At 72.4% G+C, this 15,953-nt stretch carries 12 protein-coding genes; all 12 read right to left on the reverse strand.

Annotated elements, in window-relative coordinates:
• Positions 1-157 precede the first annotated feature (157 nt).
• The 12 genes from ACWCQM_RS05185 to ACWCQM_RS05240 all read right to left on the reverse strand — a co-directional run bounded on the left by ACWCQM_RS05185 (position 158) and on the right by ACWCQM_RS05240 (position 15,944).
• Positions 158-562: a globin gene (locus tag ACWCQM_RS05185; RefSeq protein WP_267075680.1), complete on the reverse strand. Its 405-nt coding sequence runs from the start codon at positions 560-562 to the stop codon at positions 158-160.
• A gap of 83 nt (positions 563-645) precedes the next feature.
• Positions 646-2,019, reverse strand: coding sequence for an FHA domain-containing protein (locus ACWCQM_RS05190; RefSeq protein ID WP_450913984.1), 1,374 nt, complete (start codon positions 2,017-2,019; stop codon positions 646-648).
• A 112-nt stretch (positions 2,020-2,131) separates the two neighbouring features.
• On the reverse strand, positions 2,132-3,493 hold the full coding sequence (locus tag ACWCQM_RS05195) for a vWA domain-containing protein (RefSeq protein WP_450913985.1): 1,362 nt from the start codon (positions 3,491-3,493) through the stop codon (positions 2,132-2,134).
• Between the two features lie 128 nt (positions 3,494-3,621).
• Complete coding sequence (locus ACWCQM_RS05200; protein WP_450913986.1) at positions 3,622-4,992, reverse strand: PP2C family serine/threonine-protein phosphatase; 1,371 nt, start codon at positions 4,990-4,992, stop codon at positions 3,622-3,624.
• Positions 4,993-4,994: 2 nt separating this feature from the next.
• Positions 4,995-7,745, reverse strand: coding sequence for a tetratricopeptide repeat protein (locus ACWCQM_RS05205; RefSeq protein ID WP_450913987.1), 2,751 nt, complete (start codon positions 7,743-7,745; stop codon positions 4,995-4,997).
• Positions 7,742-9,079 (reverse strand): hypothetical protein, encoded by a 1,338-nt coding sequence (locus ACWCQM_RS05210; protein ID WP_450913988.1) that lies wholly within the window; start codon positions 9,077-9,079, stop codon positions 7,742-7,744. The genes ACWCQM_RS05205 and ACWCQM_RS05210 overlap by 4 nt, the downstream gene beginning before the upstream one ends.
• Positions 9,080-9,126: 47 nt before the next feature.
• On the reverse strand, positions 9,127-10,161 hold the full coding sequence (locus ACWCQM_RS05215; RefSeq protein WP_450913989.1) for a glutamate ABC transporter substrate-binding protein: 1,035 nt from the start codon (positions 10,159-10,161) through the stop codon (positions 9,127-9,129).
• 11 nt (positions 10,162-10,172) lie between these two features.
• Positions 10,173-11,564 (reverse strand): hypothetical protein, encoded by a 1,392-nt coding sequence (locus ACWCQM_RS05220; RefSeq protein WP_450913990.1) that lies wholly within the window; start codon positions 11,562-11,564, stop codon positions 10,173-10,175.
• A gap of 238 nt (positions 11,565-11,802) precedes the next feature.
• Positions 11,803-12,777 (reverse strand): N-acetylglucosamine kinase, encoded by a 975-nt coding sequence (locus ACWCQM_RS05225; protein WP_450913991.1) that lies wholly within the window; start codon positions 12,775-12,777, stop codon positions 11,803-11,805.
• Complete coding sequence (locus tag ACWCQM_RS05230) at positions 12,768-14,033, reverse strand: 6-phospho-beta-glucosidase (protein WP_450913992.1); 1,266 nt, start codon at positions 14,031-14,033, stop codon at positions 12,768-12,770. Before ACWCQM_RS05230 ends, ACWCQM_RS05225 begins: the two co-directional genes overlap by 10 nt.
• A 5-nt stretch (positions 14,034-14,038) precedes the next feature.
• Positions 14,039-14,944, reverse strand: coding sequence for a carbohydrate ABC transporter permease (locus ACWCQM_RS05235; RefSeq protein ID WP_450913993.1), 906 nt, complete (start codon positions 14,942-14,944; stop codon positions 14,039-14,041).
• 1 nt (position 14,945) lies between these two features.
• The gene (locus ACWCQM_RS05240; protein ID WP_450913994.1) at positions 14,946-15,944 is read right to left on the reverse strand and encodes a carbohydrate ABC transporter permease; all 999 of its coding nucleotides are present in this window, start codon (positions 15,942-15,944) and stop codon (positions 14,946-14,948) included.
• Positions 15,945-15,953 lie beyond the last annotated feature (9 nt).

Here is a 15,953-nt window from a genome sequence, read left to right on the forward strand (position 1 = left end):
CGAAACTCAGCAGCCGTACGCCCCGTGCACCCCGCACGCCCCCGGCGCATCTCCGGATGCTTTCAGAGCGCACGGCTCCTGGAAACCGCTTGTGAGCGCACCTTGATGGGATCGTGACCGTTATGCGGCGGCGGGTCGCCGGAATCCGCACACGGTGTCAGCCGGCGGTGTTGATCATCGATGCGGCGGCATAGGTGAGGTAGTCCCACAACTGCCGCTCCTGCTCCGGGGGAAGGCCGAGCTCGTCGAGCGCCACCCGCATATGGCCGAGCCAGGCGTCGTGCGCCGCCCTGTCCACCTGGAAGGGGGCGTGCCGCATCCGCAGCCGGGGATGCCCCCGCTGGTCGCTGTAGGTGCGCGGACCTCCCCAGTACTGCATGAGGAACAGCGCGAACCGCTCCTCGGCCGGGCCCAGATCCGCCTCCGGGTACATCGGGCGCAGCAGCGGGTCGTCGGCGACGCCCTGGTAGAAGCGGTGGACCAGGCGCCGGAACGTCTCCTCGCCGCCGACCTGCTCGTAGAAGGTCTGCTCCTGAAGCGTGTCGCGCGGAATCTCTGTCACCCGTCCATCGTCGCAGACGCACGGAGGAGGGCCGGGGTCCTAGGACCCCGGCCCTCCTCCGTGCGCTTCCCGTACCCGCCGGATCAGTCGCGGCGGACCGTGATGGTCGTCCACGCGCCGACATGCACCTGGTCACCGTCCTGGAGCGGGACGGGGACATAGGGCTGGATCGGGTCCTCGGCGCCGTTGAGCGTGGTGCCGTTGGTGGAGTTCTGGTCGACCACGGCCCAGCTGCCGTCCGGCTGCTGCACCAGCACCGCGTGCTGGTGCGAGACACCCGGGTCCTCCGGCGGCCTGGCCAGATCGATGTCGGGGGACTCACCGGTGCTGTGCCTGCGGCGGCCGATGGTGATCTGGTTGCCGGTGAGCGCGAGGCGCTGCTCCGGGGAGTACGCGGGCAGGTTGAGCCCCGTCGCCTCGGGGCCGCTGCGCTGCATCATCGCCAGGAAGTAGTCACGGTCCGGGGCGATCACGGCGGTCCAGCTTCCCGGCGCCTGGTTCTGGCCGCCCTGGGCGGGACCCTGGCCGGGGAACTGCTGCTGCGGCGCCTGGGGCTGCGGGGGCTGCTGCTGAGGCGTCTGCGGACCCTGCTGGAAACCCTGCTGCTGCGGCGGCTGCTGGCGCGACGGCGGCGGCAGCATCCAGTCGTCGTCCCCGCCGGGCTGCGGAGCCTGCGGCTGCGCGGGCGCGGGCGGCGCGGACTGCTGCTGGAACGACGGCGGGGGCGGCGGCCCCTGACGCTGCGGGTCGAACGGCGAGGGCGGAGCCTGCGGGCCGCCCTGCGGTCCCTGCTGCCCCGGCTGCGGTCCCTGGGGAGCGAACGGCGAGGGCGGGCCGGGCGGAGTCTGCCGCCCCTGCTCCTGCTGCTCGAAGGGCGAGGGCGACTGCTGCTGGAACGACGGCGGAGGCGGCGGCCCCTGCCTGAACGACGGCGGCGGGCCACCCTGCTGGAAGGCCGGCGGGGGCGGCGCGCCCTGCTGTCCGCCCTGCTCCGGCGGACCCGGCCGGGAACCCTGCTCCGGCGAGAGCGGCTCGGCCGGGCGGTTCACCTGGGAGGGGCGGGAGCCCTGGTACTCGAACGGGTCCCGCTGCTGCGGCGGCGGCGGACCCTGCTGGGCCTGGAAGCCCGGCGGCAGATTCAGCCCCGGCACCGCCGAGCCCACGCCGCCCTGCGGGGCGAGCGGGGTGTACGACGTCGCCGTGTTCGTGAGGAAGTTCCAGCGGCACTCCTCGCAGAACGGCGCCATCGCCTCACGCGGGGTGCGGCACTGCGGGCAGAGCTCGGCCTGTGCGGTCGGCTCCCCGGAACCCTGCGGGTAGCCGTAACCGGGCGCGGGCGGCGGGGGAGGCGGCGGCGGGACCGCGCCCGCGGGCGCGCCCGCCCCGGCCATGCGATGTCCGCAGACCTCGCACCAGTCCTCGGAACCCGACTGGTGTCCGTTCGGGCAGGTCGGCATGTCGGCGCTTCCCCCTCTCCTCGTCCGGCCCGCAGGCCGCCATGCTTGTCGGTGCACCGCCCGGTCGGCCCGGAGGGCTTTCCGTACGGTTGCGTCATTGTCTTTCGTACGACTATTTCTTTACGCGAACGGTCTTGGTCGAGCGCGTTTCGAGTGTCATCTCGTCCGCTTCCGCCACCCTCGCTTTCAGTCGCACAGTACCGGTCGCCGCGTCGACGACGTCGACCACCTTCGAAAGCAGTTTCGCAGTATCCGCGTTTCCGGAAGCCGACGCGAGCTGCACCGCACGCCCCAGTTTCGCCGTCGCGCCGTCGAAGTCTCCCGATTTACGTGCATCGAGCCCCTGCTGGATGACTTGGGCCAGTTCCGCCTGTCCTGTGTAGTGCGCGACCTGGGGGTTGATCGAGGTGGAAGCCGCCATGTCGTCCGTCCACACCGCCCGTACGAGACCCTGCGAAAGCGTCTGCGCAGGGGCGCCGTCCGAGGGCGGGGGCAGGATCAGGGACACCCGGGCGGCCAGCATCTCCTGGCCGATCCCGGCCTCCGGAACCCTGACGCACACGTGGTAGTCCCGGGACTCGTCGCCCCAGGAACCCGTCGGGTAGTCCCCGGCGCGCGGGGGCGCCTCCGTGCGGCGGCCGGTCAGATCGGCGACCGTGGGCGCCACCTGCTTGACGAACACGATCTCCACGCCCACGGGGGTCCAGAGGCGCAGCGCCACGTCCGCGACCTCCTTGCCCATCGCGTTCTCCATCATCCGCGTGAAGTCCGCGGCGAGGCCCGAGGGATCGGCGACGATGTCGGCCGTGCCGAGCAGGGCGGAGGCGATCGCTGTGACCTCTTTCACCTCCCAGTCCGTCCCGACGCCCCGCGCGTCACAGGTGAACCGGCCCGCGCAGGAGTCCAGGGCGGCCCGCAGATCCTCCGGGGACTCGTGCTCGTTGCGCCCGTCGGTGAGCAGGATGCCGTGCCGGATGTCCACATCGGCGGCCCCCAGCAGCCGGTCCGCCAGCCGCAGCCAGGTCCCGATCGCCGTGCCGCCGCCCGCGCTCAGCCGGCGCAGGGCCTCCTTCGCCTGCGCCTTGGTCGCCGCGTCCGCGGTCGCCAGCCGTCCGTTGCCCGGATACACGTCCTTGGCCACGTGCGTCCCCGCGACGACGGCGAAGCGGGTGCCGTCGCGCAGGGTGTCGATCGCCGCGGCCGTCGCGTCGCGCGCGTTGCGCATCTTCGTCGGCGGGTAGTCCATCGAACCCGAACAGTCGACCATGAGCACCACGGCGGCGTCCGGCGCCTGCCCCGGGGCGCGCGCGGGCACCGGAGCCGCGTCGGACAGCGGCACACCGCCGGTCGTCCCCCCGCCCGTGGAGGTGACGGTGACGATCGCGTTGACCTCACGTCCGCCCTCGGGCAGATAGGCGTTCTGGTACACCTCGACGGAGAACTGCGGCACGTTCGACTTGGAGAAGTTGGCCATCTGATCGGCTCCTTGAGGCTCCACGTAGGTCAGGTGAAGACAGCTGTGCGGACAGAGTTCAGGAGGGTGGACGAGCGGAACGCGGGAGCGGACGGGCGGAGAGGGGAAGGACGGGGCCCGGGCCGGGCTCAGGCCGATCCTGCCCCCCGGGCCGCCACGGCGAACGGCAGCAGCGCCACTGTTACGTTGTCGTGGCCCCCGCCGTCGAGCGCGTGGCCGACCAGCACCTGGGCACCGTGCAACGGCCGTTCGTACGCGTCGAGCGGCACGGCGGCGGCCATCTCCACCGCCGCCTCCGCGTAGTTCCACAGGCCGTCGGTGCACACCACGACGAGTCCCGGCCGGTCCGGCTTGAAGGACGCGGTGTGCGGCTCCAGTTCGTACGCGTCGGCGCCGAGCCATCCCGTGATGGCGTGGGCGCGCTCGTCGGCGTAGGCCTCCGCCTCGTTCATCAGGCCCGTCGCCACCATCTGCGCGGCCCAGGAGTCGTCCTCCGTGAGCCGGGCCGGCGGGTTGGCGCGGTCCTCGGGCACCCAGTAGACCCGGCTGTCGCCGACCCAGCCGACGACCAGCAGGCCGCCCGCCATGATCGCGCCGACCAGGGTGCAGGCGGGGGCGTTCTGATGACGGTGCTGATCGTGCTCCATCGCCTGACCGGGCTCCAGCGCGAGGGAGTTGACGGCCTCGGACGCGGCCAGGATCGCGTCGTGCATCGCCTGCTGGGGGTGCGTGCCGCGCGGCAGCGACTCCAGCAGCGACTCGTTGGCGGCGCTCGCGGCGGCGGCCGACGCCTCGTCGGGGCGGCTCGCGGACGAGACGCCGTCGCAGACGATCGCGACGACGGCGGGCGAGCCGTCGGGCAGGGCGGTGGAGGACACCGCGAACGCGTCCTCGTTGCGGTGGTGGCGCAGGCCGCGGTCGCTGACCGCTGCCACGGAGCCGAGCTCCTGCTCCATGTGGTCGCGCTCGCGGGGCTGGGCGTGGCCGCAGTTCTCGCAGTAGCCGTCGGCGTCCACATGGCCCGAGCGGCAGGCGACGCACACCTTGGCGCCCGTCGCCGGTCCACCCGCGGGGGCGTGTTCCACCGTACGGGGATCGGGCGCGGCCAGCTCGAAGTCGCCCGAGCCCTCCGCCGGACCACCCGTCGCGCCCCCGCCGCCCGGCTCGTCGAGGCGGACCCCGGAAGGGGCCGCCGTGGGGGCCGCCGTGGGCAGGGGCCTGCCGCCCGAGTCCACGCCCGGGAGGTCGGCGGGCCGGTGCGTGGGAGCCGGCAGATCGGAGCTGTCGGTCTCCGAGGCGCGCGGCCACTCCACCGCACCGGCGGGGGGCACGCCGACGCTCTGCGGGGGCACCGTGATGGCGACCGTCGGACGGTCCGCGGGCGTGGGCACGGCCGAGAGGTCGTATCCGCACGCGCCGCAGAACAGGTCGCCCGGCTCCAGCGGTTCCTCGCAGCTGGGGCACCCCGGCAAGGAGGCCTGCTGGTGGCTCTGTGACATCTTCACACCCAGGTCCGGGGGCGGAAACGGTTGGCCCGCTCCACCAGTTCGATCCTCTCGTCGCCCCGCTGCGCGAGCCGGGCGAGCATCCTGTACGAGCGTTCGAGGCCGAACCTGAGGCCCCGCTCGTCCAGCTCGCAGCCCAGCACCGTCCTCGGGCCCGCGGCTGCGGGGGAGGGCGGACCCGGCGGCGGAGCCGTGGGACTACCGGAGAGTACCCAGTCAAGTGCCGTACCCAGCACCTCGGTCGACAACTGTTCACGTCGGACCGCGTCCAGGCCGTAGCCCTTCAGCGCCGTCACCTGGTCGGCGGCGGCCGAGAGATCGTCGATCAGCGGCTCCTGCGGGGCCCGCCCGCGCAGCCGGGCCCGCACCGCCGCCACCCGGGCGGCCGTGTAGTGGATCGACGACTCCGGTACGGACTCCAGGGTGCGCACCGCCGCCGCCCGGTCGCCCGCCGCGATCTGTACGCGGGCCAGGCCGAACGCGGCGCTGACGAAGCTCGGATCGGTCGTCCACACCAGCCGGTAGTACTCGGCGGCGTTGTCCAGCTGGCCCAGCACCTCCGCGCAGATGCCCAGCGCCAGCTTCGGCGCGGGCTCGCCGGGGAAGGCGTCGTAGACCGCGTCGAAGGACAGGGCGGCGTTCTCCTTGTCGCCGGTCACCAGTGAGGTGATCCCGCGATACCACACGACCCGCCAGTCGTCGGGGTGCCGGCCCTCCACCGAGGTCAGCGCCCTCATGGCGGAGTCGAGTTCGCTCAGCTCCAGCCGGGCGCGCAGCTCCCGCAGCCGGGTCTCCAGCGAGGCGGCGGGCACCGAGTGCAGGGCGGAGATCAGCTCGGCGGGCGCCGACGCCATCACCCCGGCGAGGAAACCGGCGTTGGGGTCGTTCGGATCGACGCGGGGGACCGGCAGGGCCAGCGAGGTCGCCCGCGCGTCGAAGACGGCGAGCCGGGGACCGGCCACCGGGAGCCGGACGGGCTCCGGGGCCGCCGCACGGGGAGCGGGGACCGCCACCCGGGCCTGCGCGTACGCGGGCGGGGCGCCGGCCGGGCCGCCCGCGGTGCCGCCCGTCGCGCCGCTCCTGACATGGGTGTCCGGCGCGTACACCGGGGCGGCGCCCGCCGGCCCGGCGAGCGGTGCCGGAGCGGCGGGGGCGGGAGCGGTGACGGCCGCGGGAGCGGAGGCGGGCAGGGCGGCTGCCGGACCGCGACGGCGGCCGAAGCGTCCCCGGCCACCGGACGGGTCCGTGCGCACGCCGAGCCGCGACACCTCGTCCGTCAGCACCGCGAACAACTCCGTGTCCGTCACCCGGAGTTCGGTGCCGAACAGCGTGGAGAGCGCCGGGCGCGGGCGTCCCGTCTGAAGGGCGACCACCTCCCGCAGCACCCCCGTCAGCTGCTCCGCCATCTCCGCGGCCGAGGCGAACCGGCGGGCCGGGTCCGGGTCCGTGGCCCGCACCAGCAGCCGGTAGAACGACTCGTATCTCCGGAACACCTCGATGTTGTCCGGGTCGGGCAGGGAGTCCACGAAGACGTTCGTGTAGCCCTGGAAGTCGAAGGTGAGCACCGCGAGCGTCCGCGCGACCGTGTAGAGGTCCGAGGCGACCGACGGGCCGGCCTCGGCCACCTCGGGGGCCTGGTAGCCGACGGTGCCGTAGATGGCCGACTCGTCGTCGTCCATCCTGCGCACCGCGCCCATGTCGATGAGCTTGAGCTGGTCCTCGGTCTGGATCGCGTTGTCGACCTTGAAGTCGCAGTAGAGCAGGTTGCGGCTGTGCAGATGGCCGAGCGCCTCCAGCGCCTCGATCCCGTACGCGCAAGCCTGCTCGACCGGCAGCGGGTCCCGCTTCCCGGCCGGGGTGCGGCGCTCGTTGGCGATCTCCTTGAGCGCCTTCCCGCCGACGTACTCCATCACGATGTAGCCGTCGAGCGAACCGGTGCGCTGGTCCAGGTGCTCCACGAAGTTGTAGATCCGGACGATGTTGGAGTGCTCGATCTCCGCGAGGAAGCGCCGCTCGGAGATGGCCGCGGCCATGGCGTCCTGGTCGCCGGTGTCCAGCAGGCCCTTCAGGACCACCCAGCGGTCGGAGACCGCGCGGTCCACCGCGAGATAGACCCAGCCGAGCCCGCCGTGCGCCAGGCAGCCCGCGACCTCGTACTGCCCGTGCACGATGTCGCCGCCGCGCAGCTTGGGCACGAAGGAGTACGGGTGGCCGCACTTGGTGCAGAAGCCCTCGGTGCGGCCGGGCCGCTCGCCGCGCGCCCGGCCCACCGGGGCGCCGCAGTCGGAGCGCGAGCAGAATCGCTTCCGCTCGGGAACCTCGGGGTTCTCCATCACCGCAGTGCGCGGGTCGGGGCGGGGCACGTCGGGCACGAGGACCAGGCCCGCGCCCAGCCTGCCGCGCCCGGTCGTGGAGCCCGTCGACGACCCCGAGGAACGCACCGACACCGAGCGGGACGTGGAACTGCCCGAGAGGGAGCGGGAGAGCCGCCCCGAGACCGAACGCCGGGAGGTCGACGAACGGGACGAGGAGCGCGAGGACGCCTGCGAACCGGTCCGCTGCGAGGTGCTGCTGCTTCCCCGGCCGCCGGACGCCCTGCCTCCGCCCGCGATGCCGGTGGGCGGCGAGCTCACCATGCCCGTCGGCGACACGACCGGCGCGAGGCCGCAGGTGTCGCAGTACAGCTCGCCGCCGCCCATGTCCTCGTAGGCGCCCTCGCACGCGGGGCGCTGGCACTGCGTACTCACGATGTCTCCCCCTGTCCGTCGTGCTCGCCCCGACGACGCGGTGTCAGCAGGTCCGTCGCGGCCCGCTGATAGCGCAGCACCGCCTGTTCGGCCACGCGCAGGTCGCACGGCGCGCTCCACAGCATCCGGCGGGCCGCGTCGTACCGCTCGATCAGGAACGGGTCCTCCGCCAGCCCGTGCCGGGCCACCTTCGCCTTGTAGGCGTCCAGCCTGCCGCGCAGCTCCGCACGGACCGCGAGCGGCGCGGTGACGGACGTCAGCGACTCCCGGGCGCGCAGCAGTTCGTCCTCGGCCTCTCGCTCCAGCGAGTCCAGCAGCGGCGACAGCCGGTTCCACTGGGCGTGCCTGCGGTACTCCGACGCGGCGGCCAGCCGCTCCTGGAGGGCGGTCGGCGGGCCGCTGACCGCGGGCACCTCGGAGGCGGCGATCTTCGCCAGCACCTCACCCCGCGCGGAGCGCGCCTCGGCGAGCGTGCGATCGGCGCGCGAGAGCACGTCCCGCAGCTGGACCAGGCGCTGTTCCGCGTCCTGCCGGACGGCGAGCACCGCCTCGATCTCCCGGCGTACGTCCTCCAGGGCGCGGGCCGCACGGTCGTAGCGCGTGGTGTCGGGGCGCCCGCCGCCCGGTGCGGCGCTGCCGGGGCCCGGCAGCCAGAACGCCAGCGGATCGGAGATCACCTGCACCCGCAGCGTGGTCAGCTCCTGGGTGATCGACTCCAGGTCGTCCCCGGCGGGATGCTCCCCCGGCCGCACCCCGACCGAGTGCGCCAGCGAGCGGGTGCGGCGCAGCTCCGCGGCGAGCAGGTCTATGCGGGCGGGCATCGCCGACCACACGGAGTCCGCGGCGACGACCATGTCCAGCGACCGGGCGTACAGGTCGTTCATCCGGGCGACGAGCTCCTCCAGCGTGAACCGCTCGGAGAGCCTGGCCACGCCGCCGGCCGAAGTCGCGGGGACGACCGCGCCCGGGTTGGCGACGGTCACGCTGTCGCCGCGCAGCAGCTCCGTCAGGGCCGCCAGATCGTCCTTGCTGGGATGACGGCGCCCGGCACGGATGCCGCGCGCCCTGGAGAGCGCGCCCGCGTAGGCGTCGAAGTACCCCCACAGCAGGGTGATCGACTGCTCGGTCGCGGCCCAGCGTTCCTTGGTGACCCCGGTCAGGTCGGCGCCCTCCAGGAGCCGGCGGCCGGCGTGGTCCTGCAAGGCCAGGAGCGAGGTCTCGATCGCCTCGTGCTCCGCACCGAGCCGGGCCAGCGCACGGTCAGCCTCGTCCCGGTCCATGACCGGGCCGGGGGGCCTCCCCGCGAAGCCGGGGAAGGAACCCGCCACGCCCATCGATCACCTCTCCGCTCATGCCGCCGGGCCCGGGGGCCCGGACCGCCTCAGTTGCTCCGGTACTTGGGAGCAGGGGGGCCCGTGATCCCGGGCAGCCCCGTCGCCAGCCAGGTGCGGTACGACGTCATCCAGGGGCTGTCCTTGCCGCCCTGGCGGTACTCGTCCAGCACATGGTTGATCCGGGCCACCAGGTCGTCGGAGCCCAGCTTCGCCGCGACGCCGTAGTACTCCGTGGTGAACGGCCCGTCGCCCTTGAGCTCCACCGCCGGGTCCTGGGCCGCCTGGCCCGCCGCCAGGGCGTTGTCCGTGACCACCGCGTCGACCTCGCCCAGCTGCAACCGCACCAGGCAGTCCAGCTGGTTGGGGACGGTCAGCTGGTCCCGGTCCTCCTCGGTGTCCTCGTGCTCGTCCTTGAACACCGCGCCGAACGACTTCTCGTTCAGCGCCTCGAAGGCCGTGGAGCCCTCCGCCGTGCAGACGCGCTTGCCCTTCAGCGACTCGTCGTAGCCCTCGATCGTGGACGCCTTGGGAGCCAGGACCTGCTGGCCCGCCTGGAAGTACGCCGTGGAGAACGCGACCTGGCCGATCCGCTTGCAGTTGATCGTCATCGTGCGCACGACGACGTCGACCTTGTCGTTCTCCAGCGCCGCGATGCGCTGGTTGGTGGGTATCGCGCGGAAGATCACCGCGTCCCGGTCGCCGAGGATGTCCTCCGCGATGGCGTGCACCAGATCGATGTCGAAGCCTTCGAGCGTGCGGCTCTCCGGATTCCGGTATCCCCACTGGAAGCTGTTCTGGTCGACGCCCGCGATCAGCTTCCCGCGTTCCTGGATCTTCTTGATGTTCGGTCCGTCGGCGCTCGACGCGGGGACGCTCGCCTCCGGGTCCTTGCAGTCGTCGGCACGGGCCGGCACCGCCGACGCCGCACCGCTGCCCGCGCTCTGCCCGCCGAACGTCCCGTCCCCGTGCGCCAGCGGCAGCAGGGTGAGCGAGGCCGTGACGACGCAGGCGACCGCCATCCCCGTCACCCCGCCCCAGCCGCGCAGTCCGCCGCGTACGGCCCGGCCCTTCGCCCTGGTCATCGGTCGTCCCCTCACCGGTACTCCGAGAGCCTGCGGTTGACCCCGACGATCGCGGCGACCGCTCCCAGCACGGCGAGCACGGCTGCCCCGACGGGCAGCCCGCCCAGTGCCCCGCGCCCGTCCTGAGCCGCCGCGTCGAACTCGTCCTGCTCATGGGCGAGCGCCTTCCGCAGCGCCTCGTCGACCTGTTCGAAGGACTCACCCGTGGTGTCCTTCGGGCCGATGATCTGCTTCAGCGCGGCATCGTACTCACCCCGGTCGTCCGTCGCCCGGGCTTCCTTGTGACGCTCCTGCCACTCGGACACATCGGCCATGGCGTCCCCCACCGGCTCGCTCCCCGCGGAGTCGTCGCCCGCGAGCTTCTCCGCGGTCCTCAGCTGCGCGCCGAGCTCCTTCATGCCTGTGCTGTAGTCGGTCTCGTACTTGTCCCGCGTGCCGTCCGGGGTGAGCACGGCACCACGGGCGACCAGCGTGAGGTTCTCATTCGCCCGCGCCTTCAGGGAGTTGATCCGGGCCTTGTTCAGGACATCGAGTGACTCCTGCCCCTGAGTCATCGCCGCACGCAGCTCGGCCCTGGCGACCGTGTGTCCCACGGCCAGCCAGAGCAGGACCACCGTGGCGGCGGCCGTCGCCGCGAGCAGCCCGTGGTTGAAGACGCGGTTCGTCCTGCGGTAGTTGCGCCGCTGCATCCACACCAGCGCGGCCAGCGCCAGTACCCCGGCAGCCAGCGAGAGGAAGGGCCACCGCCGGGCGTCGGCCGAGTCGGTGCCGAGCCGGCCGGTCTCCGCCGCGTACAGCCGCTCGGCCGCCGGGAGGAGTTCGTTCGTCATCTTCTGGTTGGCGTACCGCAGATAGGCGCCGCCGAGCGGCAGCCCCTGCCGGTTGTTGGCCCTGGCCCGCTCGATCAGACCGGTGTACTCGGGGAGCAGCTCGCCCAGGGTGGTGATCTCCCGGTGCGAGGAGGTCGAGGCGTCGGTGCTCGCCGCGGCCTGGACCAGGAGCCGGGAGGCCTCCTTGATGTCCCGCTCGTACCGCTCGTGCACGTCCTCGGGCTCCTCGGCCCCCGCCAGGAAGCCGCTCGCCGCCATCGTGTCCGCGTCGGCGAGCGAGCGGTAGATGTCCGCCGCGTCCGCGCTCAGCGGCTGGCTGCGCTCCACCACGTCGTGCGCGGCCGAGGCCCGCGCGGAGATCTCCAGGAAGGTGACCGCTCCGAACACCACGACCAGCAGGGCCAGTGCGGCGCCGATGATCTGGAGCCTGCCCGGCTCGGTCGTCGCGGCGGCGCGCAGCCGCTGGACCGCCTCGGACGGGCCGGCACGGCGCTGCGCGGGTACGCTCACGGGCGCGGCCGACCGATCCGGCTCGGGCTCCCGCAGCACGGTCCCGCTCGGCGGGTATGTCACTCGACCTCCCCCTCGGTCACTGACGGCGGCACGGCCCCCCGGCCGATGGGAGGACTGTTGTCCGGCCAGAAGTATGGCCGGACAGAACGGTATTCACCAGGAACACCCGTGTCCCGCGTCGGATCGATCTCCCCCTCATGAACACGTTCGAGGCATCCGATCGGTTCCCGGGCGGAGCCGGGGGTGCCTCCCGTGGCCCGACGCCCCCATGTCCGCCGCCATGTCCGCCGCCAGTCTGTCAGCTGTAATGGGCACGCAGCCTACGGTGTGCCGCGGGGGCCGCACCCGTACGGTCGAGGCCGAGCAGTGCCGCGCCGAGGACCGGAGGCTGGGCGACCACCTGGATCACCGCCTTCGGGGCGCGTTCGCCCAGGAGTTGGGCGATCCTGCCGTCCAGCCGGGAGTGGCGCGCGGCCAGGACGCTGCCGCCCAGCAGCACGGGCACCTCCTCGGCCAGCAGCCCCAGCCGGTCCAGGGCCACCGACGCCATGGCGACCACCTCGTCGGCCAGCCGGTCGACCAGGGCGCCCGCCACCGGGTCCCCGGCCGCGCTCGTCGCGAACAGCACCGGGGTCAGCTCGTGCCGGCGCCCGCCGGGGATGTGGCCCCGGTGCAGCGCCTCGATGAGCTCGTACATCGAACCGAGCCCGAAGTGTCCAGGCAGCGTGCGCACCAGCTCGGTCGGCTCCCCGCGGCCGTCCTCGGCCCGCGCCGCGAACCACAGGGCCTCCTCGGAGAGTCCCGAACCCCCGCCCCAGTCACCGGAGATGCGGCCGATCGCGGGGAAGCGCGCGGTCCGGCCGTCCGGCACCATCCCGACGCAGTTGATCCCGGCGCCGCAGACCACGGCCACGCCGCGCGGCTCGTCCACCCCGGCCCGCAGGATCGCGAAGGTGTCGTTGCGCACCTCCACCGTGCCGCCCCAGCCCCGGGCGTGCAGGGCCTCGGCCAACTCGGCCTCCTCCACCGGGAGATCGGCGTTGGCCAGACAGGCCGACACGTGCGCCACGCTCCCGACCGGCTCGGCGCAGCCCGCCAGCGCCTCACCGACCGCGGAGGCCAGGACGTCCACGGCCGCCTCCACCCCGACCGTCGGCGGCTGGAAGCCCCCGCCGCGGGCGGTGGACAGGACCGTGCCGTCCTCGCCCACCAGAGCCACGTCCGTCTTGCTGTTGCCCGCGTCGATGGCGAGGACCGAAGCGTTCACGCCCACGGCAGGTGCTCCCTGTTGTGCGCGAGGAGCCGGTCGGTGAGCGACTCGGCGTACTCGAACTGACCGATCAGCGGGTGCGCGAGCAGCGCCTTGAACACCCGGTCCCTGCCGCCGCGCAGCGCCGCGTCCAGGGCGAGGTCCTCGTACGCCGTCACGTGTGAGATCAGCCCCGAGTACATCGGGTCCAGCGACGGGACCGCGAGCGGGACGGCGCCCGTGCCGTCCACCCGGGCCTGCACCTCGATCACCGCGTCGTCCGGCAGGAAGGGCAGGGTGCCGTTGTTGTACGTGTTGACCACCTGCACCGGGGAACCGCCCCCGCCGAGCAGGGCCGAGGCCAGGTCGACGGCCGCCTCCGAGTAGAAGGCGCCGCCCCGCTTGGAGAGCAGCTCCGGCTTCTCGTCCAGCGCGGGATCGCCGTACATCGCCAGGAGTTCCTTCTCCATCGCCGCGACCTCCGCCGCCCGTGACGGCTTGGTGCCGAGCTCCCGGACGACCTCGTCGTGCGCGTAGAAGTACCGCAGGTAGTACGAGGGGACGACGCCGAGCCGGTCGACGATCTGCCGGGGCATGCGCAGGTCGCCCGCGATCGTGTCGCCGTGCTCCGCGAGCAGCGCGGGCAGGACGTTCTCGCCCTCCGGGCCGCCGAGGCGCACCCCGAGCTCCCACGACAGATGGTTCAGCCCGACGTGGTCCAGGTGCACCTCGCCCGGAGCGACGTCCAGGAGCCGGGCGAACTTCCGCTGGAAGCCGATCGCGACGTTGCACAGCCCGACGGCCTTGTGCCCGGCGTTCAGAAGGGCCCTGGTCACGATGCCGACCGGGTTGGTGAAGTCGATGATCCAGGCGTCCGGGTTGGTGCGCCGGACCCGCTCGGCGATGTCCAGGACGACGGGCACGGTACGCAGCGCCTTGGCGAGGCCGCCGGCCCCGGTGGTCTCCTGGCCGACGCAGCCGCACTCCAGCGGCCAGGTCTCGTCCTGGTTGCGCGCGGCCTGCCCGCCGACGCGGAGCTGGAGCAGCACCGCGTCCGCGCCCTCCACCCCCGCGTCCAGGTCGGAGGTGGTGACGATCTTCCCCGGGTGCCCCTGCTTGGCGAAGATCCGCCGTGCCAGGCCGCCGACGAGGTCCAGCCGGTCGGCCGCCGGGTCGATGAGCACCAGCTCCTCGACGGGCAGGGTGTCCCGCAGCCGTGCGAAACCGTCGATCAGTTCGGGTGTGTAGGTGGACCCGCCACCAACTACTGCGAGCTTCATGGTTCTCAGCCCTTTACTCCGGTGAGGGTGACGCCTTCTACGAAGGCCTTCTGTGCGAAGAAGAACACGATGACGACCGGCGCCATGACGAGCAGTGTCGCCGCCATCGTCAGGTTCCAGTTGACCGCGTGGGCGCTCTTGAAGGACTCCAGGCCGTAGCTCAGGGTCCAGGCACCCGGATTCTGCGCGGCGTAGATCTGCGGCCCGAAGTAGTCGTTCCAGCAGTAGAAGAACTGGAAGAGCGCCACGGCCGCGATGCCCGGCTTGGCCATCGGGACGACGATCCTGAGCAGGGTGCGGAACTCACCGCACCCGTCGACCTTCGCCGACTCGATGTACTCCTGCGGAATGGTCAGCAGGAACTGGCGCAGCAGGAAGATCGAGTAGGCGTCGCCGAACGCCATGGGGATGATCAGCGGCCACAGCGAGCCCGAGAGGTGGAACTGCTGGGCCCACACCAGGTACATCGGGATGATGATGACCTGCGGCGGCAGCATCATCGTGGAGATGACGAGGATCATCGCGGTACGCCGGCCACGGAAGCGGAACTTGGCGAGCGCGTAGGCGACCGGCACCGACGAGCACACGGTGAAGACGGTGCCCAGCAGCGCGTACATCAGCGAGTTGCGCCACCAGTCGAGGAATCCGGGGGTGTGGAAGACCGTCGAGTAGTTCGACCAGTTCCACGAGCCCGGCCACAGATCGCCGCTCATCGCCTGGTCGTCGCTCATCACGGACGTGAGGAAGACGAACACGAACGGCAGGACGAAGAACAGGGCGAGCGCGACGGCCACCGAATGGACCGCGATCCAGTTCAGGATCCGCTTGCGGCGCTGGCGGGCCGTGTCGGGGCCGCTCGGACGGCTCTGCACCGTGGTGTCCGGCCTGGTGAGCGTGGTGGTGGGTGTCATGTCAGTCCTCCGCCGGGATGAGGCCGACGCTCTTGCGCATCAGCAGAAGGGTCACGGCCATGGCGATGGCGAAGAGCACGAGGGACAGGACGCACGCGGCGCCGGTGTTGAAGTTCTGGAAGCCCAGCGAGTAGACGAGCTGCGGGACCGTCAGGGTGGAGTGGTCCGGATACCCGGGCTGGATCACCGTGCCCGGTCCGATGGAGACGCCCGAGGCGAGCTTCCCCGCGACGAGGGCCTGCGTGTAGTACTGCATCGTCTGCACCACCCCGGTGACGACGGCGAACAGCACGATCGGGGTGATGGCGGGCCAGGTGACGTAGCGGAACTTCGTCCAGGAACCCGCGCCGTCCAGCTCGGCGGCCTCGTACTGCTCCTTGGGGACGTCCAGCAGCGAGGCCATGAAGATGACCATCAGGTCGCCGATGCCCCACAGGGAGAGCAGGACCAGCGAGGGCTTGGACCAGTTCGGGTCGTTGAACCAGTTCGGCCCGTGCAGGCCGAACCACGACAGCACCTCGTTGACCGGTCCGGTGGACGGGTTGAGGAGGAAGACGAAGGCGACGGTGGCCGCGACGGGCGGGGCCAGGTACGGGATGTAGAAGGCCGTGCGGAACAGCCCGGTACCTGACTTGATCTTCGTGATCAGCAGGCCGATGCCGAGGCCGAAGACCACGCGCAGCGCGACCATCACGACGACCAGCCACAGCGTGTTCCACAGGGCCGGGCCGAACAGCGGCATCTGCTCCAGCACGTACCGCCAGTTCCGCAGCCCCACGAAGGTGGGCGCCTTGATCTGGTTGTAGTGCATGAACGAGAAGTAGACGGTCGCGATCAGCGGGTACCCGAAGAAGACGGAGAAGCCGACCAGCCAGGGCGAGAGGAACCCCAGGGTGCGCAGCCGCTCGCGGTTCCGCTTGCGCCGCAGGGGGGAGTTGCGGGGGCCCGGTTCGGCCGCCCGCCCGGCGGACTTCGCCGGGGTGGAGAGGGACAGTGCCATGACTCGGCT

It is taken from the genome of Streptomyces sp. NPDC002125 (assembly GCF_053593715.1).